The 19,797-nt window shown below is 56.2% G+C and carries 21 protein-coding genes; 1 reads left to right on the top strand and 20 read right to left on the bottom strand.

Annotation, left to right across the window (positions count from 1 at the left end; all coding sequences use genetic code 11):
- Positions 1-594: 594 nt before the first annotated feature.
- From ACK8P7_RS01345 to yajC, 4 genes are all read right to left on the bottom strand, one after another.
- The gene (locus ACK8P7_RS01345) at positions 595-1,083 is read right to left on the bottom strand and encodes a hypothetical protein (RefSeq protein WP_410042422.1); all 489 of its coding nucleotides are present in this window, start codon (positions 1,081-1,083) and stop codon (positions 595-597) included.
- Between the two features lie 106 nt (positions 1,084-1,189).
- The gene (locus ACK8P7_RS01340) at positions 1,190-1,600 is read right to left on the bottom strand and encodes a DUF1934 family protein (protein ID WP_410042421.1); all 411 of its coding nucleotides are present in this window, start codon (positions 1,598-1,600) and stop codon (positions 1,190-1,192) included.
- Positions 1,597-1,995 (bottom strand): helix-turn-helix domain-containing protein, encoded by a 399-nt coding sequence (locus tag ACK8P7_RS01335; RefSeq protein ID WP_410042420.1) that lies wholly within the window; start codon positions 1,993-1,995, stop codon positions 1,597-1,599. Before ACK8P7_RS01335 ends, ACK8P7_RS01340 begins: the two co-directional genes overlap by 4 nt.
- A gap of 74 nt (positions 1,996-2,069) precedes the next feature.
- Positions 2,070-2,366, bottom strand: coding sequence for a preprotein translocase subunit YajC (gene yajC / locus ACK8P7_RS01330; RefSeq protein WP_410042419.1), 297 nt, complete (start codon positions 2,364-2,366; stop codon positions 2,070-2,072).
- Positions 2,367-2,623: 257 nt separating this feature from the next.
- On the opposite strand from yajC, the gene ACK8P7_RS01325 reads away from it, so the two are divergent.
- Positions 2,624-3,961 carry an MATE family efflux transporter gene (locus ACK8P7_RS01325; protein WP_410042418.1) on the top strand — a complete coding sequence of 446 codons (1,338 nt, stop codon included), beginning with the start codon at positions 2,624-2,626 and terminating at the stop codon, positions 3,959-3,961.
- A 42-nt stretch (positions 3,962-4,003) separates the two neighbouring features.
- Here ACK8P7_RS01325 and ACK8P7_RS01320 read toward each other — a convergent pair whose 3' ends face one another.
- The 16 genes from ACK8P7_RS01320 to ACK8P7_RS01245 all read right to left on the bottom strand — a co-directional run bounded on the left by ACK8P7_RS01320 (position 4,004) and on the right by ACK8P7_RS01245 (position 19,734).
- Positions 4,004-5,359: an MATE family efflux transporter gene (locus ACK8P7_RS01320; protein ID WP_410042417.1), complete on the bottom strand. Its 1,356-nt coding sequence runs from the start codon at positions 5,357-5,359 to the stop codon at positions 4,004-4,006.
- A gap of 1 nt (position 5,360) precedes the next feature.
- Complete coding sequence (locus ACK8P7_RS01315) at positions 5,361-5,771, bottom strand: hypothetical protein (RefSeq protein ID WP_410042416.1); 411 nt, start codon at positions 5,769-5,771, stop codon at positions 5,361-5,363.
- 119 nt (positions 5,772-5,890) lie between these two features.
- Positions 5,891-6,799: a LysR family transcriptional regulator gene (locus tag ACK8P7_RS01310; protein ID WP_410042415.1), complete on the bottom strand. Its 909-nt coding sequence runs from the start codon at positions 6,797-6,799 to the stop codon at positions 5,891-5,893.
- Positions 6,800-6,945: 146 nt separating this feature from the next.
- Positions 6,946-7,728, bottom strand: a complete 783-nt coding sequence (locus ACK8P7_RS01305) for a hypothetical protein (protein WP_410042414.1) — start codon at positions 7,726-7,728, stop codon at positions 6,946-6,948.
- A 107-nt stretch (positions 7,729-7,835) separates the two neighbouring features.
- Positions 7,836-8,816, bottom strand: coding sequence for a diaminopimelate dehydrogenase (locus ACK8P7_RS01300; RefSeq protein WP_410042413.1), 981 nt, complete (start codon positions 8,814-8,816; stop codon positions 7,836-7,838).
- 154 nt (positions 8,817-8,970) lie between these two features.
- Positions 8,971-10,230, bottom strand: a complete 1,260-nt coding sequence (locus tag ACK8P7_RS01295) for an alanyl-tRNA editing protein (protein WP_410042412.1) — start codon at positions 10,228-10,230, stop codon at positions 8,971-8,973.
- Positions 10,230-12,059, bottom strand: coding sequence for an aminopeptidase P family N-terminal domain-containing protein (locus ACK8P7_RS01290; RefSeq protein ID WP_410042411.1), 1,830 nt, complete (start codon positions 12,057-12,059; stop codon positions 10,230-10,232). Before ACK8P7_RS01290 ends, ACK8P7_RS01295 begins: the two co-directional genes overlap by 1 nt.
- Positions 12,060-12,430: 371 nt before the next feature.
- Positions 12,431-12,862, bottom strand: coding sequence for an aspartate carbamoyltransferase regulatory subunit (locus ACK8P7_RS01285; RefSeq protein WP_410042410.1), 432 nt, complete (start codon positions 12,860-12,862; stop codon positions 12,431-12,433).
- An 11-nt stretch (positions 12,863-12,873) separates the two neighbouring features.
- Positions 12,874-13,791, bottom strand: coding sequence for an aspartate carbamoyltransferase (pyrB, locus tag ACK8P7_RS01280; protein WP_410042409.1), 918 nt, complete (start codon positions 13,789-13,791; stop codon positions 12,874-12,876).
- Positions 13,792-13,845: 54 nt separating this feature from the next.
- A complete protein-coding gene (pyrE, locus tag ACK8P7_RS01275) occupies positions 13,846-14,490 on the bottom strand; it encodes an orotate phosphoribosyltransferase (protein ID WP_410042408.1) in 645 nt (214 codons plus the stop codon).
- A gap of 123 nt (positions 14,491-14,613) precedes the next feature.
- On the bottom strand, positions 14,614-15,312 hold the full coding sequence (pyrF, locus tag ACK8P7_RS01270) for an orotidine-5'-phosphate decarboxylase (protein ID WP_410042407.1): 699 nt from the start codon (positions 15,310-15,312) through the stop codon (positions 14,614-14,616).
- A gap of 24 nt (positions 15,313-15,336) precedes the next feature.
- Entirely contained in the window at positions 15,337-16,248 is a 912-nt protein-coding gene (locus tag ACK8P7_RS01265) for a dihydroorotate dehydrogenase (RefSeq protein WP_410042406.1), read from the bottom strand.
- On the bottom strand, positions 16,242-16,967 hold the full coding sequence (locus ACK8P7_RS01260) for a dihydroorotate dehydrogenase electron transfer subunit (RefSeq protein ID WP_410042405.1): 726 nt from the start codon (positions 16,965-16,967) through the stop codon (positions 16,242-16,244). The genes ACK8P7_RS01265 and ACK8P7_RS01260 overlap by 7 nt, the downstream gene beginning before the upstream one ends.
- Before the next feature lie 141 nt (positions 16,968-17,108).
- The gene (locus tag ACK8P7_RS01255; RefSeq protein WP_410042404.1) at positions 17,109-18,434 is read right to left on the bottom strand and encodes a dihydroorotase; all 1,326 of its coding nucleotides are present in this window, start codon (positions 18,432-18,434) and stop codon (positions 17,109-17,111) included.
- Positions 18,435-18,567: 133 nt separating this feature from the next.
- Positions 18,568-18,840, bottom strand: coding sequence for a type II toxin-antitoxin system HicB family antitoxin (locus ACK8P7_RS01250; protein WP_410042403.1), 273 nt, complete (start codon positions 18,838-18,840; stop codon positions 18,568-18,570).
- Between the two features lie 3 nt (positions 18,841-18,843).
- Positions 18,844-19,734, bottom strand: a complete 891-nt coding sequence (locus ACK8P7_RS01245; protein ID WP_410042402.1) for a helix-turn-helix transcriptional regulator — start codon at positions 19,732-19,734, stop codon at positions 18,844-18,846.
- Between the last annotated feature and the right edge of the window lie 63 nt (positions 19,735-19,797).

Genomic DNA, 19,797 nt, shown 5'->3' with positions numbered 1-19,797 from the left:
TCACCCCATAGTAAATTCGTTTCACTCTCTGCCGGAAACGCGGCAGCTCGAAAAACTCATTTACTTGATCACTGTGATTCATAGAAAGATGTGGATTTCAAAATGTGCATTCATCGTTACGAGCATTGTATTTCGATGTATCAACATTTCAATGAATCGGTTTTCGTTTCATCTTATCTTAAAGGAGCGGTGGTGCCGGGCGTGTCTAAAAAAAGGCGCACTGAGCCCACGTCTCCAAAATAAGCAAACTTTATCCTACCATGGCAGTGAATTTTCGTCAATACGTGAAATTTTATTTTTTGCAATGCATCGCAATAGACGGTGAGACGATGCCATCTGATGCGCCTGCGGCGTGGGCATCGTCGTTTGATTTTGCCGCCTCCGCGGCAAAACGGGCTAAGTAGCTTTGCTAAAGCAAAGCTCTGAATACGCTCGCCGCTAAGGCCTCCCAAGGGAACTCTAAAGGATATTCCCTTGGGAGCTGTATCTCGCCGCCCGGGGGCATCCATGCGCCTCTCCGCGCTTCGCGCGGCCCTCTCATGGATATGTACAAAAAAGGAATCGACGATCGTCGATTCCTCTCTGCTTTCGTGATTACTTTCTGGAAGCCATCTCTCTGGCGCGTGCCAGGATGCCCTTCTTCTTTTCCGGTGCCTTCGGGATGCTGCCGCCACGGACAGACTTGATTCCACGGATGTAGAGACCGGAGATGGAGCACTTGCACTCCTTGCCCTTCGGAAGCTGCTCGAATACGTTCGGGTCTGCGATGAGGGTCATCATACGTGGACCGATCTTCGCCTTCACGACCGGAAGCTTCTGCCACTTGAGATAGAATGGTGTCTGCTCCTTGATTGCCTCCGGAAGGCCGGCTGCGATCGCCTCTTCGATGGAGAGCTTTTTCTTATCGATGATCAGCATCGATACATCCTGCGTGTTTGCATCGATGATCGGCTGCTGCTCTGCCTGCTGACGGGAGAGCTTCTTACCGTAGTAGTACATAACCGCCATTAGTACAACCAGGATGATCGCGATAACGACCAGTACGGTTGCCACGGTATTCCAGTGGATCGCCATTAATGTCATAGAGTAAATCCTCGTCTTTCCATAAATCTGCCCTTAATCTTACTATTTAGCGCATCAAAATGCAACCTTAAAAGGGGACGCCCCTCCGGGTTACCTGCCCGCACGGTCACCGTTCGCTGATCCGAATCCGGACTTCGTTGTCGCTCACCGGCTGTCCGCCCTGGGTGATGGTATAGACGAGGCGTATCTCCATCAGGCAGTCCCGATGGATGCGGTCGATCTCGACATACTTCGTGTCGAAGCCGAGCTCCATCATTCCCATCGGGGTCTCATAGTTCATGATGTGGTGCTTATTCTGCTTATAATGAAACTGATTTTCCTGCTTCCAGTTCCGGGTCACGATGATCTCCTCGCCGGAGACATCAATCCGCATCTCGTTATGGATGCCATCCTGAAAATAGGTCAACACATGCTGTCCCTCGGAGAGGTCGCGCAGGATACCCTCCGCACTGTGCTCCATGATGTCCGTATCGCCGTCGATGGTCTGGCGTGTCTGCATATCGATTTTTACTCTCATTGTTTCTCCGTCCTGTCTTCCTTCATCCAGCGGTTTTCGTCCGTCACCCGCTCTCCGTCTGCCGGCGCTGACGCCGAAGCAGGTGACCCGCCCGCAGCGGATGCCCGCTCCCGCCGCGTGTTCTCCTTCCACTCCGCCAGCATACGCTTCTGCATCCGAAGCTCATCCGAGCGCAGCTCGCTCGGCTTCAGCTCGCTGAAATCCACCTCCGAAATCAGGTCCTCCACCGAGCAGTCCAGCACCTGTGCCATCCGAAGAACGGTCCGCGCCTTCGCGGCTCCCAGATCCTTATGTCCCTGTTCGTAGTCCTGAATCGAGCGGTACGACAGCCCCGTCTGATCCGCCAGTTCCTTCCGACTGATTCCCTTTAATTCTCTCAGCGTTTTAAGATTCATACGAAACCCTCCGCTCCCCTGCAGCAGCAAAAACCCACCGTGCAGAACACGGTGGGCTTTTGAATCGCGCTGGATTACTTCTTATCGTCAGACTTTACAGCCGTGGTCGGCTTCTCAAGCTGTGCGATGGCTGCCTTCTGCATCGGGATACGGCAGTTCTTGTTATTACCGAACTCAACGATCACCGTGTCATCGGTCATATCGATGATCACACCATAGAAGCCGGATGTGGTCAGCACTGTGTCGCCGACCGCTACGGATGCAAGGAGAGCCTCCTGCTTCTTACGCTCCTTCTGTGATGGCTTGATACCGATAAAATAAAACATCGCCACGATGGCAATGATATAAATTACCCAACCAATTACGCTCATTCTTTTTTCCTCCATGAAAGTATACTATCGGCGCAGGCAAAAATGGCGGATACCAGTCGCTCACCGAATCGTCTAAATCAACATTCTACCATAGTAGTCCTCAAATATCCAGCGAATATTATCGCCAGCGCGCCGGCGTCGTGCTATAATAGCAGGCACATCTGAAAGCGCTTTCAGTACAGACCGTTCATGCGAAGTATGCGCCATCCGTAGCGCGCAAGGATCACTCTATGTCCTGTGTTTAAAGGGGAACCACTATGCGAAATATGACCTCCGGCAGTATCTACCGCCATCTTCTTGCCTATGCCATCCCGCTGATTTTCGGAAATTTTCTTCAGCTCACCTATAACGCCGTCGATTCCATCCTCGTCAGTAAGGGGGCCGGTGTCGCAGCGCTCAGCGCCGTATCTGTCTCAAATCCGGTATCGGTCCTGCTGGTGCAGAGCATCTCGGGCCTCGGCATCGGCGCGTCGGTCTACATGAGCAAGTTCTATGGTGCAGGCGAAGGCGAGAAGCTGAAGCGCTCGCTCTCCACCACGATCCTCTTCGGTACGATCGCCGGCGGCATCACCACCCTGCTCGGCATCCTGCTTGCAGCGCCGATCCTCGAGGCCATGCATACCCCACTCGATATCATGCATGATTCCGCGGTCTATCTCCGGCTTCTCTTCCTCGGTAATTTCTTCACCTTCCAGTACAACATCATGTCGAGTGCACTGCGGGCAGTCGGGGATTCGAAAACGCCGGTGACCTTCGTCGGCATCTCGTCGGTACTGAATGCATGCCTCGACTGGGTCTTCATCTTCCTCTTCCACTGGGGCGTCTTCGGTGCCGCACTCGCGACGGTCATCGCCGAAGCCCTCTCCGCAGTGCTCTGCTATATCTATGTCTACCGGCATATCCCGGCACTCGCCCTCCGCCGGGATGAGCTGATCCTCGATCACAGGCTCCTCCGCAGCATCCTCTCCAGCGGCCTCATCACCGCACTGCAGCAGTCCTGCCAGCCGATCGGAAAGCTGCTCGTGCAGAGTGTGATCAATGTTCAGGGCATCGACGTCATCGCGGCCTTCAACGCCGGCTGTAAAATCGAGGACTACGGGCGCATTCCTGCCCAGACGATCAGCCATGGCATGATGACCTGTGCCGCACAGAATCGTGGTGCCGGTGACCGGAAGCGGGTGAAGGAAACGCTGTGGAAGGGCATCCTGATCGGACTCATCTACTATCCGATCATCTGTGCGCTCATCCTGCTCTTCCGTCATCCGCTGATCCAGCTCTTCGCTCCGACCAGTGGCGGCGAGGAAATGGTTCGTCTCGGCGTGAGCTACCTGTCCATAAAGGCCTTCACCATCATCTTCCCATGCGTCACGAATGCGATGCAGGGCTTCATGCGTGGCATGGGCAACATGACCATCACGCTGATTTCGACGATTCTGCAGATTTCGATCCGCACCCTCTTCGTCTATATCCTGGTTCCGAAGATCGGCATCACCGGCGAAGCCTACGCCTGCGCGATCGGCTGGACCGTGATGATCCTCTTCGAGTACAGCTACTACTTCCTCTGCCGAAAGAAGCTCTACGCCGCGATGCAGTGAAAAAAAGAACCGTCGGAGGCCTCCGGCGGTTCTTTTCAGTATTCAGGCATCGGCCTTCGGGAACTTCCGCCGGACGCGGAGGAAGGTGATGAAGTGCGCGGTGAAGGTGATGATCCAGGTAATCGGATAGCTCATGTACAGCCAGTTCAGAGAGTGGAAGTACGGGAGCCGGAACAGGGTCAGGATGAAGATGATCCGCAGTCCGCAGGCACCGATCAGGCTTACAAACATCGGGATCACCGAGTAGCCGAGTCCACGGAGCGAACCAACCATGACATCCATGATGCCGCAGAGGAAGTATGGTCCGCAGACCACCAGCAGTCGCTCCTGTCCATAACGGATAACTTCTGCATCCGTCGTAAAGAAGCGCAGCAGCCATGGATCCAGCATCACCGCACCGATGCCCATGACGAGGCCGATGAGGACGACGGCGATCAGGCAGTCCTTCAGGATGCGATTGATGCGACTGTACTTCCGGGCGCCCAGATTCTGTGCGGTAAACGAAAGATTCGTCTGATAGATCGAGTTCATCGAAGCATATACGAACGATTCGATATTCTGTGCCGCTGTCGCACCCGCCATCGCAACCGATCCGAAGGAGTTGATGGAGCTCTGGATGACGACATTGGACAGACTGAACACGGTGCTCTGGAGACCAGCCGGCAGACCGATTTCCATAATGGAGCGAAGAAGCTTCCAGTTGACATGAAGCTTCCGAAGATCGAGGTGCAGCGCCCCCTTCTCCCGCATGAGCGTGATGAGCAGGGCGATGCCGGAAAAGCCCTGTGAAACCGTCGTCGCGATCGCAACACCCGCCACGCCGATGCCCACCACGAGGACGAAGAACAGGTTCAGAATGACATTGATCACCCCGGCGATCATCTGAAAATACAGCGGGCGCTTCGTATCACCGACGGCACGCAGAATCGCCGCTGCAAAGTCATACAGCATGATCAGTGGCATACCGAGGAAGTAGATGCGAAGATAGAGCACCGAGTCTTCGATGACATCCGCGGGGGATCCCATCAGCTCCAGCATCGGTCGTGCCAGAAACAGGCCGGCGATGCAGAGAATCGCACCGAAAATCACCGACACCAGGATCGATGTGTGGATGGTATCGGACATGTCCTCCTGACGCTTCGCTGCATAATACTTTCCGACGCAGACATTGACACCGATGGAGAAGCCGACAAAGAGCTGGATGATGAGGTTCACCAGCGATCCGGTCGATCCGACGGCGGCCATCGCCTGCGGGCTCACGAAACGGCCGACGACCACGATGTCGGCCGCATTAAACAGAAGCTGAAGCACAGACGCCACTATCAGCGGCAGTGCAAAGGTGATGACCTTCGGCATGATGACGCCGGTGGTCATATCCATCTCATATTTCTTACTCATATCACATACCAAGCAGCTTATGAAGCTCGTTCTCTACTGGTTCGACCGAAGGGCCGATGATGATCTGTACAGCGTTTTTACCCGGGCGAAGCACGCCGCCCACCTGGGCAGAGCGGATCTTCTTCTCATCGACGGCATCATACTGCCGGATCGCCACCTTGAGCCGTGCACCGTCATGCTGTACCTCGCTGACGTTCTCGCGGCCGCCGAGGCCTTCCAGGATGATCCGGGCGACCTCCGCCGCGTCGGATTGATCATCGAGTGTGATATGAAGCTTCTCGTCCTCACGGAGCTTCATCGAAAGCTTATCTGCATTTTTCCGCTTCTGATTTCTCTGTACGATGTACAGCCCCACGGCAAGCAGCAGCACGAGTGCGACCACTGCCATGATGATGACCGACGTATTCAACATAGTATTCCTTTCTGCACCCAGGGGTGCCGGCATGCCACACCGAGATGCACCTTCGGCATTACGAGACCTGCAGACGAAAGTGCCTGTGCTTATGGGTGTGTATGTAAAACCTCTGCAGACTACAGTGCCTGCGCCTTATATTTCTGAAGCTCCGCCACGTAACGTGCGCCGATCCCGGACAGCGGAATCTTCTTTTTCTTGATGTAGCCGATGGTCATGATCTCATCCGTATCGAGGCGGACCGCCGTATACTCATCGCCGTTCAGCTCCTGGCATATGATGCCGGAGCAGAGCGTATAGCCGTTCAGTCCGACCATCAGATTCAGGAAGGTCGCCCGGTCATCACACTTGATGATCCGCTTGTAATCGTAGGTGCTCAGCACCTCCTCCGAAAAGTAGAAGGAGTTTCGCTCACCCTGATCGAAGCTGAGGCAGGGATAATCCGCGAGCTCCTCCATGCGGATGATGTCCTTCCCGGCCAGCGGATTTCCCTTACTCATGAACACATAGATGTTACAGTCGAAGAGCGGGATAAACTCGAGCGAATCCTCCCGCAGGATCTTTCCGATGACCTTACTGTTGAAATCATTCATATAGATCACGCCGATCTCCGAGGTCTGGTTTCGTACGTCGTTGATGATTTCCATGGTCTTCGTTTCCTTGACCGCGAACTCGTAGGTATCCATGCCATACTCCCGTGCGAGGTGGATGAAGGCCTCGACCGCGAAGGTATAGTGCTGCATGGAGACGGAGAATTTCTTCTTCCGGGTGCCGACATTGACATACTTGTCTTCCATCAGCTGATACTGCTCGACGATCTGTCGTGCATACCCCAGAAACTCTTCGCCGTCGGCTGTGGTCACGATCCCTCGGTTCGACCGGAGAAAGATCTCGATCCCGATCTCCTTTTCCAGTTCCTTGATCGCCGCCGAAAGGGACGGCTGTGTGATATAGAGACGCTTTGCGGCCTCGTTCATGGAGCCGCTGTCCGCGACGGCGATCACCTGTCTAAGCTGCTGTAATGTCATGTATGTCCCCTCTCCCAGATGACAGAATAGCGCTGCCGATGGCAGCGCTGTGATGTTGTTTACGTTGAAGCCCCGACCAGGCTCTATGATCCGGGGATGCCTGGTTCGTCAGCACGTTCACTGTAGATGGACATGACCGGACCCTGTCAACCCTCATCCGATGCGTAGCTGATGAAGCCCGCCGGATCGATCTTAATGTGTGCCGCCGTCCACTGCTGGCGGTCCTCCTGGATCAGCCCGAACGGTCGGATATAGCGGATGCTGCCATCGCTCTCCTTTCGCTCGATCAGCGCGTCGAAACGGAAGGCACCATCGCCCTCGAACACACGCTTCCCCTTCTGTCCGTCCTCGGTCGGCTCATACAGCTTCATCGTCGCATAGATGACCCAGGTAAAGCCCCGTGCGGTCTCCCGCAGGATCTGATGACCTGTGCCGCTCGTACGATCTGAGAATTCCGCGATCAGATTCGGATTCTCCCTGAGAAGCTCCCGGTAGGTGTAGGTCTTCTCGTTCAGCTCCTCCACCGGATACTTCCCGTCCATGCGCGAGCCGTTGTAGGCGAGCTTTACGCCGTCCGGGGTCGTCGTGTCGCTCATCGCGGCACCATCCTCGCCGACATAGAAATTACCCACCATCTGACTCACCGCCATCGCGCCCGTCGACGGGTCGAGATAGTAAAACTTCCCAGCGTCGATGATCCAGCCCGTGGCGAGTACGCCATTTTCGAAATAATAGCAGCTCCCGCCGTTCGGATCCTGGTACCAGCCCTGGTATTCACTCGCGGCGCCGTTTTCGTCGCAGGTGACGAAGCGACTCGCGCCATCCGCTGTCGTGATCCACATTTCCTGTGCCAATGCAGGCACCGTGGATGTCATGGCTGCGGCCGCGGCGATCATGGCAGCGGCCAGCAGCTTTCTGAATTTTCTCATCATAAACCTCTCACATTCCGCGTCAGCTGACAGCCGCGCAGACAACGTATCGTTCGGGTACGTCACTTCATGTCGTCGCACACGCGATCTGTGATACTGATGCCTGCTTACAGGAGCGTATGACGCTGCTCCTCCTCGGACTTCGGGTTCAGGTACTTCGGTGCGACATCGAACACGCTGATGCAGCCCGTCTCGCCCTTCGCGGCCATACGGCTCACCGCTCTCGCATACGCAGCGAGTACCGAGCCCGTAAACTCCGGATTCGAATCCAGCTTCAGGCTGTACTCGATCAGCTCATGGTTGTTTCCATCCCCGGTCACACCGGAACGCATCACGAAGCCACCGTGTGGAAGTGCGGAATGCTCCCGCTGCATCTCCTCCTCGGAAATGAAGTGGATCGTCACATCATAATCGGCATAGTAGTTCGGCATGGACTTGATCTCCTGCTCCACCTTCGCTGCATCCGCGCCCTCCTCGAGCACGACGAATACCTCTCTCGTATGCATCTCACGTGCCGTAAAGTTCGGCTGGCTGCCGCTGCGTACGGCGTCCATCGCACTCTCGACCGGAAGCGTATAGGAGCGAGCATCCTTGACGCCCTCTACTCGACGTGCGGCATCACTGTGGCCCTGGGAAACGCCCTTGCCCCAGAAGGTATAGTGCTTTCCATCCGGCAGTACCGACTCCGCGTAGATACGTGCCAGGGAGAACATGCCCGGGTCCCAGCCACAGGAAATCATCGCGAGCTTTCCGGCCTTCTTCGCTGCTGCGTCGACGGCGGCGAAATGCTCCGGAATCTTCGCATGGGTATCGAAGCTGTCGATGACGTTGAAGTACTGTGCATATGTCGGCGTCTGGGTCGGGAGATCTGTCGCCGAGCCGCCGCAGATCATGAGTACATCGATCTCATCCTTATATGCGAGGATATGATCGACGGAATCGACCTTGACGCCATCGGTGTGAATCTTTACACTCGCTGGATCGCGACGTGTAAATACCGCTACGAGCTCCTCATCCGGGTTCCGCTTGATGGCAGCCTCGATGCCGCGGGACAGGTTTCCATAACCAAGTAAGCCAATTCGAATCATATTTTATCTCCTTATGTGCTGTAACATTCCGTCTATTCATCTTTTGATAAGACGCGAATATTATAACACAGCTGTCTGCGTGCGCAAACAGCTGCCTGAGAACCGTTATAGAACTGTAAGGAATTCCAGGCAAAATCAGAAGGTGGCTGCACTCTTAGAACTCATCACCGAAAATTCGATTCATCGCATCCTGAATTTTCTCTTCCGACGCCTGGAGGCTGCCCTGGATCATCTCCTTCTGTCCGCCGCCACGGCCGTTAACAAGGGCGTTAAAGGCCTTCGCCTGTGCGCGTACATCGACGTTCGTGGAGCCGATGACGTAGCTGTAGGAAGCGATGTCCTCTACAGGCGCTGCTCCGTCCGTATCGCCTTCGTCCTTCCGGCAGAAGACGCCGACGACGGAGGCTTTCGTGTGCTTCATGAAGTAGTCACAGCACTTCCGTACCTCGACCGCGTTCATACCTTCCTCGAAGTCGATGAGTACGCCGGTCTCCTCCTGCAGGGACTGTGCCTTCAGCTCGTAGTAGCGGGTGTTCAGCGCAGCGATGCGGCGATCCTTCCGGAAGCTGTCTGCCATGTAGGTCTTCAGTGCATCGACGATATCGGATGGCGCTACATTCAGCAGGCGGGAAATCTCCACTACCTGCTCGTGCTTTCGTGCGGCGTCCTGAAGTGCATCGTCGCCACAGAAAAGCTCGAGGCGGACGCCGCCCTTATGGCCGAGTACGGAGAGGATCTTGATCGGGCCGATCTCGCCGGTGCTGAGGACATGGGTTCCGCAGCAGGCGCAGAGGTCGGCACCACCGAGGTCCACGATGCGGACATCTCCGGAGAGGGGCTTCTTCGAGCGGTAGTCGATCACCTCCAGCTCTTCCGGGGTCGGCCAGATCGCGCGCACACAACGATCCTCGAGGACGACGGCATTGGCCTCCTGCTCGATCAACATCAGCTGTTCCCAGCTGAGCGGACCGTCGAAATCGATGGTCATCACCTCGCTCATGTGGAAGCCGACGTTGTGATAGCCATAGTGCCGGTGCACGAGGCCGGACACGATGTGCTCACCGGAGTGGTTCCGGCTGTTTCGCATGCGGCGTGCCCAATCGATCACGCAGTGATATGTCTCGCCGACCGTCAGCGCCCGGTCCACGGTATGCAGTACACGGACGACGACATTGCCCCGTACATCCCGCTGCTTCTCACCGCTCGCCGGGTCGGTCACCGGCACCTCCTGCACATCCAGCACGGCTGCCTCGCCGATACTACCGTGGTCCGCGTCCTGACCACCGCCCTCCGGATAGAAGCCATGGACACTGAGCTCGACGAGATACTTCCCGTCGGCAGCGGTGCAGCTCGTCACCTCCGCGTCGAACGCCTTCACATAGTGATCCTGATAATAAAGCGCGTTTTTATCCATTAAAGCTGTACCTCACGTGTTGCATGCTTAAGCCATGCGAGCTTGTCACCGCTGAAGTATGGTGCCAGTGTCGCATAGACCTGCTGGTGATACTGATTGAGGAGCGCGAGCTCATGCGGCTCGAGCAGACGGACATCGATCGCGTCGAGGTCGAGCGGGACCATCGTGAGGAAGGAGAGACGGAAGAAGTTCCCGAACTCATTCTGGAAGGCCTTCTCAACGAGGGTCAGATTCTCGAGACGGATGCCGTGGGAGCCCTCGATGTAGATACCCGGCTCGTCGGAGGTGATATTGCCCTCGTGGAGCGGCATATGTTCCATGCGTCCCTGCGCCTGACGATAGCGGAATGCATTCGGACGCTCGTGGACATTCAGGCAGAAGCCGACGCCGTGGCCGGTGCCGTGGTTATAGTTGAGGCCCTCACGCCAGAGCACCTCCCGTGCCGCGAGGTCCAGGGTGATGCCGGAGGAGCCCTCCAGGAAGATCACATCGCCGAGGCGAAGCATGGACTTCAGTACGAGGGTGAAGTGCTTCCGCTCGATCTCCGTGATCGGTCCCATCGCGATGGTACGGGTGATGTCGGTGGTACCCTCGAAGTACTGTCCGCCGGAATCGAGGAGGTAGAGTCCCTTCGGCTCGATCACGCGGTAGCTCTCCGCCGTCGGAGCATAGTGTGGCAGCGCCGCATTCGGACCATAGGCTGAAATCGTCGTGAAGCTCGGTTCAATGTAGCCATCCTGCTCTCCACGGTAGCGCTCGGACAGCTTCGCCGTATTCCACTCGTTCATCTCCTCGCTGCCGAGCAGCTTCTTCGCCTCCTCTGTAAGCTGTCCATCGGCTGTGAATGCATGCTTCATGAAGTACATGAAATTCGTGACGGCGACGCCATCCTTCACATGTGCCTTCTTCGTGTTCTCGATCTCCACCGGATTCTTCTGGGACTTCCACATGGATGTCGGCAGCATCTCATCGAGGATACGCACCGAATCCGGGAGCTCGCTGATCGTCGCGTAGTTCGTCTTCGCAGATTCGAGCAGGACGGTGGTATCCTTCAGCTGATGCACCGCCTCATAGAAGCGGTCGTACGGAGCGACCTTTACCCGGAGGTCCTCGAGGTAGGCTTTCACTTCCTCATCGAGGTCAGCCGGATTCACGAAGAGGTAGGCACTCTTCGGATCGATGATCATATAGGACAGGAACACCGGATTGCACGGGATATCGTCGGCACGAAGGTTCAGAAGCCATGCGATGTCGTCGAGGCTCGTGATGATATGGAAGCCGGCACCCTTCTGCTGCATCAGTGCACGAAGCTCCGCGAGCTTCTCTGCGGCACTCTTGCCAGCGAAGCGATCCTCGAGGATCCATACACGGGAGCTTGCGAGGGCCGGACGGTCCGTCCATACCTGACCGACGAGGTCCTGCTCTGCCTTCACGGCGACCGCCTTCTCCGCGAGACGATCCCGCAGGGTCATGCCGTGATGGAAGTCGACACAGCGGCCATCGAAGCCGAGGTAGCCTCCCTCCGGGGTCACGGAAACGAGGTAATCATCGAGCGCCGGTACCCCCGGCTCGCCCATACGCATCAGCTCGACATCCCGACCGGCCATCTCCTGCTCCGCCTGGATAAAATAGCGGCCATCCGTAAAAAGCGCGGCGCTGTCCTGCGTCACCACCAGATTTCCCTCACCGCTGAATCCGGACAGGAAGCGGATCGCACGGAAGTACATGCCGACATACTCGCTCAAGTGAAAATCATCCGTCGGTACCAGGTAGGTATCGATGTCATACTTCTTCATCTGCTGACGCAGAGCATCCAGTGCTGCATTCATTTCAGTACTCCTTTTATATCATTTTATTATGGTTTACATTCTTTTCTATATTTCTCCCTAGTCTATCATTTTTCTCATGGAGATGGAAGCGGTGGACGATGGAATAGGCACTTCGTTTGATACAGCAAGGGCCCCGGAGGACCGACAGCAGAAACCATACGGAGAGTTCGTGAATAAATCCAAATTGGGCCCTTAGAACCAGTTAGAGTAATTTTTCCTTAGCACCCTCTGCAACGCTGAGTTTTCATAAAGAAAACTCAGTGATTGCAGAGGGCTTACTGGTTCGTAGGGCCCAATTTGTGATTTTTCCGAACTCGGAGTACTGTGTTTCTGATGCCGGCCCTCCGGGGCCATGGCGTACGATGATGTATTTACTTCAGCTCTTCGTTCCGTACGATGGTGTCGCAGTACGCGCAGCGATAGAGTGCGCGGTTCCGGTCGACGATCTTGAAGACCTGCGGAAGCTCCTGCTCGGTCGAGCTGATGCAGCGCGGATTCTTGCAGGTCAGCACGTTTGTGAGGGTCTCCGGCAGGCTCAGTGCCTTCTTCTCCACACGTGCACCGTTCTTGATGTAGTTTACGGTGATACCCGGATCGATGTAGCCGAGGACATCGAGGTCGATATCGAGATCCTCAGAGATCTTCACGATGTCCTTCCGTCCCATCTTTCCGGAGCTGCAGTTCTGGATCAGCGCCACCTGTGACGTGAGGCGATCGAGGTGCAGGTACTTGTACACCAGCATCCCCTTTCCAGCTGTGATATGGTCGAGTACGATACCATTCTCAATTCCATCTACCTTCATGTCATGCCTCCTTACTTATCCAGTCCTAAAAGATACAGAATCAGTGCCATACGCATCTGCTTGCCGCAGCGGGTCTGGTAGAAGTACTTCGCACGCGGATCCTGGTCCACCGCAACGGAGATCTCGTTGACTCTAGGGAGCGGATGAAGGATGGCCATATCCGCCTTCGCGGTCTTCAGCTTCTCCGGGGTCAGGATATAGATATCCTTCAGACGAAGGTAATCCTCCTCGTTGAAGAAACGCTCCTTCTGCACGCGGGTCATGTAGAGGATATCGAGCTCCGGCATCGCCTCCTCGAGGGATTTCGTCTCGACGAACTCAGCACCCGCCTCCTTCAGCTTATCGATCTCATACTCCGGAAGACGAAGCTCCTCCGGGGAGATCAGGATGTAGCGGTTATTCGGATAGCGGAGCATCGCATCGATGAGGGAGTGCACGGTACGGCCGAACTTGAGGTCGCCGCAGAAACCGATGGTCAGGCCCTCGACGGTGCCCTTCGTACGACGGATCGTAAGAAGATCCGCGAGTGTCTGGGTCGGATGGAAGTGTCCGCCATCGCCTGCATTGACCAGAGGAACACTGGTGTGCATCGCTGCCACGACCGGCGCGCCCTCCTTCGGATGACGCATCGCGATGATGTCAACATAGTTCGATATCACCTCGATCGTATCGGCCACCGACTCACCCTTCGACGCACTCGTGTTCGATGCACCGGCGAAGCCCAGGGTCTGTCCCCCTAGTGCGAGCATCGCGGACTCGAAGCTCAGTCTCGTACGCGTGGACGGCTCGAAAAACAGTGTCGCGAGCTGCTTATGTGCGCATCGATCCTGATACTTCTCCGGGTGCTGGTCGATATCATCGGCGAGATCCAGCAGATGATGAATCTCATCTACTGAAAGATCCAGAATATTTACAATACTTCTTGCCATCAGAAAGCCTCCTTCAGTCTTATATCTTATGCCAATGTCTCATGTATGTATGTTTTATCCCTTGTGGGTCATCCAGGATTCGTCGGAAGGATTATCACGGAACTTGAGCAGCTTCGCCTCATCCTCCGGCTTGATGTAGTTCTCTTCAACCGCTACCTTGACGAGCGTGTCGAGGTCGCAGAGCGAGGTGTTCACCACGTTCGCTGCACTCAGGCGGTCGATGCCCTTCTGCATGCCATAGGTGAAGATGGACACGATGCCGAGCACCTCTGCGCCGGCCTCACGAAGTGGCTCCACGCAGTCGAGCACGGAACCACCGGTGGAGATCAGATCCTCGATCACGACGACCTTCTCACCCTTCTCGAGTCTTCCCTCGATCTGGTTCTTGCGGCCGTGATCCTTCGCAGAACCACGCACATAGCCCATCGGGAGTCCGAGGATGTCCGCTGCGATCGCTGCATGTGCAATACCCGCGGTGCTGGTGCCCTCGAGTGCCTCTGCCTCCGGGTAGAGCTCCTTCACCTTATCGGCGATGGCATGCTCTACGAGGGAACGAACCTCCGGGTAGCTCAGTACCAGACGGTTGTCACAGTAGATCGGGGACTTGATGCCCGACGCCCAGGTAAATGGATCGTCCGGCTTTAAAAATACTGCCTTAATCGATAACAGACCTCTTGCGATATCTTCCTTCGTTGCCATAGTCATACTCCTTATTCTAAGCGGATCAGCGGCCGTGCTTCGGACACCGATCTGTTTCTTCTGTTCTTATGTTCCTGCGTCCAATGCTTCCGGCTTCACATCATCACGAAGCGCCACAGCGTCTCAGCCGACGAAATCCGCCATCGCGCGCTCGTACGCCGCGACCGGATCGGCGGCTGCCGTGATGGAGCGGCCGACCACGATGTAATCAGAGCCGATCTCACGTGCCTTCGCCGGGGTCGTCACACGTGCCTGATCACCGACCGCATCGCCTGCGAAACGGATACCCGGGGTGATGGTCTGGAAGTCTGCACCGACCTCCTCATGGATACGACCTGCCTCGAGCGGCGAGCATACGACGCCCTCGAGTCCGGCTGCCTGCGCGTTCTTCGCATACTGTACGACGACGTCTGCGATCGGACGATCGATGAGCAGCTCCTCGGTCATGGTCTCCTGGGAGGTAGAGGTGAGCTGTGTCACCGCGATCAGGATCGGACGGGTGCCATCCTCTCTGGTGAGTCCCTCGACCGCCGCCTTCATCATGCGGATACCGCCGCTCGCATGTACGTTCGTCATGTCGACGCCGAGATCACGCAGGGACTGCATGCCGCCCTTCACGGTGTTCGGGATATCGTGGAGCTTCAGATCGAGGAAGACCTTGTGACCGCGCTTTTTGATCTCACGCACGATCTGTGGTCCCTCGGCATAGAAAAGCTCCATACCGATCTTTACGAACGGCTTGCGGCCGGTGAACTGATCGAGAAAGCGGTAGGTTTCCTCCGCGCTCGGAAAATCCAGTGCAATAATTACGTCCTTACCCATATATTCCTCCTATATATTAAATATTTATTCCACGCAGCCGATGATGTCGCTGAGGCGCTCGATGCCGAGCTCCGCGCATACCTCCGGCAGGTCCTCGATGATGTCACGGCAGACATACGGATTCACGAGGTTCGCAGCGCCGACCTCGACCGCACTGGCACCGGCCATCATCATCTCGATGACGTCCTTCGCCGTGGAGACACCGCCCATACCGATGACTGGAAGCTTCACCGCGTGCGATACCTGGTAGACCATACGGACCGCAACCGGGAAGATCGCCGGACCGGAGAAGCCGCCCATCCTGTTCTTGATCACCGGCTGGCGACGACGGATGTCGATACGCATGCCGAGCAGGGTGTTGATGAGGGCGAGACCGTCTGCGCCGGCCTCTTCTGCCGCCTTCGCGATCGATACGATGTCGGTGACGTTCGGGCTCAGCTTGATATACACCGGCTTCTTCGCGACCTTCTTCACCTCACGGGTGACCGCCGCCACGTTTTCTGCGCTGGTACCGAAGGCCATGCCACCGCCATGTACGTTCGGGCAGGAGACATTGACCTCGAGGATACCGACCTCCGGCACCTCACTCATGGCCTCCGCGAGCTGTACGTACTCCGGGATACTGAAGCCGGAGATGTTCGCTACGAGTGGCTTGTGGAAGTGCTCCCGAAGCTCCGGAAGCTCCTTCTCGATGACCTCGTGCATGCCTGGATTCTGGAGGCCGACGGAGTTGATCATACCGGACGGGCACTCAGCGATACGCGGAAGCTCGTTGCCGTAACGCTCCTCGACCGTCGTTCCCTTGAAGGAGATGGAGCCGAGGATATCGAGATCATAGAGATCCCAGTATTCCTTTCCGTAGCCGAAGGTTCCAGAGGCCGGAATGACCGGGTTTGTCAGTTTGATGCCAGAAAGCTCTGTCGTGATATCTACCATACGATCTCCTCCCATGTGAAAATAGGGCCATCCTTGCAGACGCGCTTGAAGCCGTGCTTCGTCTTCTTGCTGCAGCCCATGCAGGCACCGAAGCCGCAGCCCATGCGTGCCTCGAAGCTGAACTGTCCATCCTTTACGCTGTTGTATACGGCCTTCAGCATCGGCTCCGGGCCGCAGGCGAAGGCGTAGTCGTGGTGATCACCGAAGATGTCGGTGACGAAGCCCTTCGCGCCGTGACTGCCATCGACGGTGGCGACATTGACCGGCACCCCGAGCGCACGGAACTCCTGCTCATAGAACACATCGTCCTTCGAGTTGAAGCCGAGGGCTACATACGGGGTGATGCCCTGCTGCTTCAGTGCCTTCGCCAGTGCGTACATCGGCGGTACACCGACACCGCCGCCGGCGATGACCGGGTTCTTCGGGATATTCCGGAGGTCATAGCCGTTGCCGAGGCCGGTCAGTGCGGTCAGGTACTCGCCCGGCTCCATGAAGCTCAGATCCTCGGTGCCCTCACCGACGACCTTATAGATCAGGGTCAGTTTCCCCTCGCTCCAGTCACACACGGAAATCGGGCGACGGAGATATCGTCCCGGGATCTTGATTTCGACGAACTGCCCCGGCTTCGTGATGTCCGAGGTGTCGCCGTCCAGCGTCATACGGAAGATGTCCTGGGCGATCATTTCGTTGCTCAGTACTTTAAATTCAACGTCCTTCATAGGTCTCTGATTCTCCTCCTGTTCTGTATTCTGATAAAAAGGCTTCGTCCGCGCCCTGCGGGCTCTGCCTGGTAATCAAATGATACCATGTATGCGGTCGTACGATGCGTTTTTGTGATCAATGCCATTTCGGTCAGCCAGTCAACGCTCGATGCCCTTTTCGCGGTCATAGACCTCGCGGCCGCCGACGAAGGTCTTCACGACCTCACCCTGCACCTCCATACCATCGTAGAGGGTGCTGTGTCCTTGTGAGTAGAACTTCGTACTGTCGACGGTCCATACCTTATCGAGGTCGAGGATCGTGAGATCCGCTTCGACGCCATCCTCGATGTACTGCGGGCCGGCGATACCGAAGATCTGACGCGGGTTCACGCACATGAGCTCGATGAGCTTCTCCAGTGTGATCGCGCCCTTCCCGGATGCCGGATGCTCCGGGTCACGCAGCACGAGATTCCGGTACAGTGCCGGGAAGCAGGTCTCCAGTCCGACGATACCGAAGGAGGCCTGATCAAGTCCTCTCGACTTCTCCTCCGCACTGTGCGGTGCATGGTCTGTGATGATGCAGTCGATGGTGCCGTCCTTGATGCCCTCGAGGAGCGCATGACGGTCCTCCGCGCTGCGGATCGGCGGATTCATCTTCCAGCTGCCAGACTCCTGAAGATCCATATCCGTAAACATCAGATAGTGCGGGCCAGTCTCACCGGTCACGTGGGTGCCGTCCTTCTTTGCTTCGCGGATGATATCCACAGATTCCTTCGTGGAAATATGGCAGACATGGTAACGCACACCCGTCTCTGCCGCGAGACGTACATCGCGCTCAACCTGCTTCCACTCAGACGCGGAGTTGATGCCGATATGGTGGTGCAGACGTGCATACTCACCGTCATGGATGCAGCCGCCCAGTACGAGCTCACGCTCATCCTCGCAGTGCGCGACGATCATACGGTCGAGGCGCTTCGCCCGCTGCATCGCCTCCCGCATAGAGGCTTCGTCCTGCATGCCCTTTCCGTCATCGGAGTAGGCGATCACATACGGCGCGATCTCCTCCATCTTTCCGAGGGCTCCGCGTCCGGTCTGCTGCTCGGTGATGGTGCCATACGGGTAGACATGCACCAGTGCATCCTTCCGGATCGCCTCAAGCTCCGGCTGCAGGTTCGCGAGGCTCGATGGTGCCGGCTTCAGATTCGGCATCGCGCAGACCGCGGTATAGCCGCCATGCGCCGCGGCATCGGTGCCGGTGCGGATCGTTTCCTTATACGAAAAACCGGGCTCACGCAAATGTACATGTACATCAACGAAGCCCGGAATCATGAACAAACCGTTTAAATCATAAACGGTATCAATGGTATCAGCTGTTAAATTATCAATGGAATCTGTAAACAGTACTCTGTGATCAGAGATCAGAACGTCCTGCTTTCGAAAGCCCTGTTTCGTGAAAATCGATGCATTTTTAAGAAGAGTAGACATGGTTCCTCCTATCCGTGCGGTCCTTAGTTCCGAGATACTATAGCACAGGGAGTACCCCTTTGCAAGGGGCGAAATCATGGTATCGGAGGCCCTGGAAACAAAGTACTTCGAGTTCGGAAAAATCTAAAATTGTCTACTCGTCCCAGCCTTCGCGCGGCATGATGATCATCATGTCGATGAATTTCTCACCTGGTGCCAGGTGAACATCCGCCTGTACGGTGTGTGGTGGGAGGTCGTTGGTGTCCTCGAGTTCGAGCTGGATCCAGTTGATGGCGTTATAGCGGGCATCGGCGAGGGCTTCCTCTTCGGTCGGGCCGACGCCGTAGCAGTCGTCGAGGTCCAGGAAATCGACACGATAGCCTTCGCTCGTCTTATTACGAATAATTGCAGGATAGTATAAGGTCATGGTTTAATCGTCCTCTCTTCCAAACTGTTTACGATATTTATGTGGTGTCTGTCCCATGAAGGACCGGAAGATCTTGATGAAGTTTCCGATATTATGGAAGCCGCACTGCTCCGCGATCTCATAGACATGGGTGTCGGAGTCCTTCAGGAGGCGGGCCGCCTGCTCCACGCGATAAGCATTGATATAATCGAGCGGAGACTCGCCGGTTACGCTTCCGAAGAAGCGGATGAAGTACTGCTCGTTGAGTCCGGTGAGCTCCGAGAGGTTCCGGACATAAATCTTCTCCTGGTAGTGCTCGCGGATGTACTGAATGGTCTCCTTAATGGCAAGCACCTGCTTCTCGGAGTCGCTCTCCTCGCGTTCGTGAACGAGGCCGTTCGCATCGAACATGGCGATGAGGCGCAGAAGGTCGGCCATGATCATCAGCTGATCGGCGACCGCCGGCAGTGCGTAGGTCCGGACACTGCTGTCCTCCTGCTCGGTCTTCGTTCCGTAGTCCCGGAAGCGGCGCACCATCTCGTTAAACAGGCGCAGGATCTGCAGGAAGCCGAAATCTGACACGGTGATAAAATCCGAAAAGCAGAGCTGTCCGCCGGCGAGCGGCTCGAGCAGGGCGGTATTGACCGGGTCCTCCGCCTGACGGAAGCAGAGATCCGCGAGATGAAAGCGGAGGGAGTAGGCATTGCCCTTCGTCCCGATGGACTCGAGCTTGCGCAGCACGCCAGCGTTCACGATGCAGATGCACTCATCCTGGATCTCATACTCCCGGAGGTTCAGGGTCAGCTTGTAGTGCCCGTTTTTAAAATAGATGATTTCCGGGTCATCATGCCAGTCCAGACTGACCTTCAGCTGCTCCTCTGCCGTATTGATTGACTCATAAAGTATCGCGTTCATCCTGTCTCCGATTCCGATTATCGACGGTCTATACTCTTCCAAAATAGTATGAAGTCATGATAG

The sequence above is a fragment of the Oribacterium sp. P9 genome (genome assembly GCF_046365365.1).
In the GTDB taxonomy this organism is placed as follows: Bacteria; Bacillota; Clostridia; order Lachnospirales; family Lachnospiraceae; genus Oribacterium.
This window is presented reverse-complemented; position numbering and strand designations above follow the sequence as displayed.

Bases quoted from the DNA above. Each gene is read 5' to 3' on its own strand.
- ACK8P7_RS01345 (WP_410042422.1), bottom strand. From the start codon at position 1,083: ATGACATTAATGGCGATCCACTGGAATACCGTGGCAACCGTACTGGTC.
- ACK8P7_RS01340 (WP_410042421.1), bottom strand. From the start codon at position 1,600: ATGAGAGTAAAAATCGATATGCAGACACGCCAGACCATCGACGGCGAT.
- ACK8P7_RS01335 (WP_410042420.1), bottom strand. From the start codon at position 1,995: ATGAATCTTAAAACGCTGAGAGAATTAAAGGGAATCAGTCGGAAGGAA.
- yajC (WP_410042419.1), bottom strand. From the start codon at position 2,366: ATGAGCGTAATTGGTTGGGTAATTTATATCATTGCCATCGTGGCGATG.
- ACK8P7_RS01325 (WP_410042418.1), top strand. From the start codon at position 2,624: ATGCGAAATATGACCTCCGGCAGTATCTACCGCCATCTTCTTGCCTAT.
- ACK8P7_RS01320 (WP_410042417.1), bottom strand. From the start codon at position 5,359: ATGAGTAAGAAATATGAGATGGATATGACCACCGGCGTCATCATGCCG.
- ACK8P7_RS01315 (WP_410042416.1), bottom strand. From the start codon at position 5,771: ATGTTGAATACGTCGGTCATCATCATGGCAGTGGTCGCACTCGTGCTG.
- ACK8P7_RS01310 (WP_410042415.1), bottom strand. From the start codon at position 6,799: ATGACATTACAGCAGCTTAGACAGGTGATCGCCGTCGCGGACAGCGGC.
- ACK8P7_RS01305 (WP_410042414.1), bottom strand. From the start codon at position 7,728: ATGAGAAAATTCAGAAAGCTGCTGGCCGCTGCCATGATCGCCGCGGCC.
- ACK8P7_RS01300 (WP_410042413.1), bottom strand. From the start codon at position 8,816: ATGATTCGAATTGGCTTACTTGGTTATGGAAACCTGTCCCGCGGCATC.
- ACK8P7_RS01295 (WP_410042412.1), bottom strand. From the start codon at position 10,230: ATGGATAAAAACGCGCTTTATTATCAGGATCACTATGTGAAGGCGTTC.
- ACK8P7_RS01290 (WP_410042411.1), bottom strand. From the start codon at position 12,059: ATGAATGCAGCACTGGATGCTCTGCGTCAGCAGATGAAGAAGTATGAC.
- ACK8P7_RS01285 (WP_410042410.1), bottom strand. From the start codon at position 12,862: ATGAAGGTAGATGGAATTGAGAATGGTATCGTACTCGACCATATCACA.
- pyrB (WP_410042409.1), bottom strand. From the start codon at position 13,791: ATGGCAAGAAGTATTGTAAATATTCTGGATCTTTCAGTAGATGAGATT.
- pyrE (WP_410042408.1), bottom strand. From the start codon at position 14,490: ATGGCAACGAAGGAAGATATCGCAAGAGGTCTGTTATCGATTAAGGCA.
- pyrF (WP_410042407.1), bottom strand. From the start codon at position 15,312: ATGGGTAAGGACGTAATTATTGCACTGGATTTTCCGAGCGCGGAGGAA.
- ACK8P7_RS01265 (WP_410042406.1), bottom strand. From the start codon at position 16,248: ATGGTAGATATCACGACAGAGCTTTCTGGCATCAAACTGACAAACCCG.
- ACK8P7_RS01260 (WP_410042405.1), bottom strand. From the start codon at position 16,967: ATGAAGGACGTTGAATTTAAAGTACTGAGCAACGAAATGATCGCCCAG.
- ACK8P7_RS01255 (WP_410042404.1), bottom strand. From the start codon at position 18,434: ATGTCTACTCTTCTTAAAAATGCATCGATTTTCACGAAACAGGGCTTT.
- ACK8P7_RS01250 (WP_410042403.1), bottom strand. From the start codon at position 18,840: ATGACCTTATACTATCCTGCAATTATTCGTAATAAGACGAGCGAAGGC.
- ACK8P7_RS01245 (WP_410042402.1), bottom strand. From the start codon at position 19,734: ATGAACGCGATACTTTATGAGTCAATCAATACGGCAGAGGAGCAGCTG.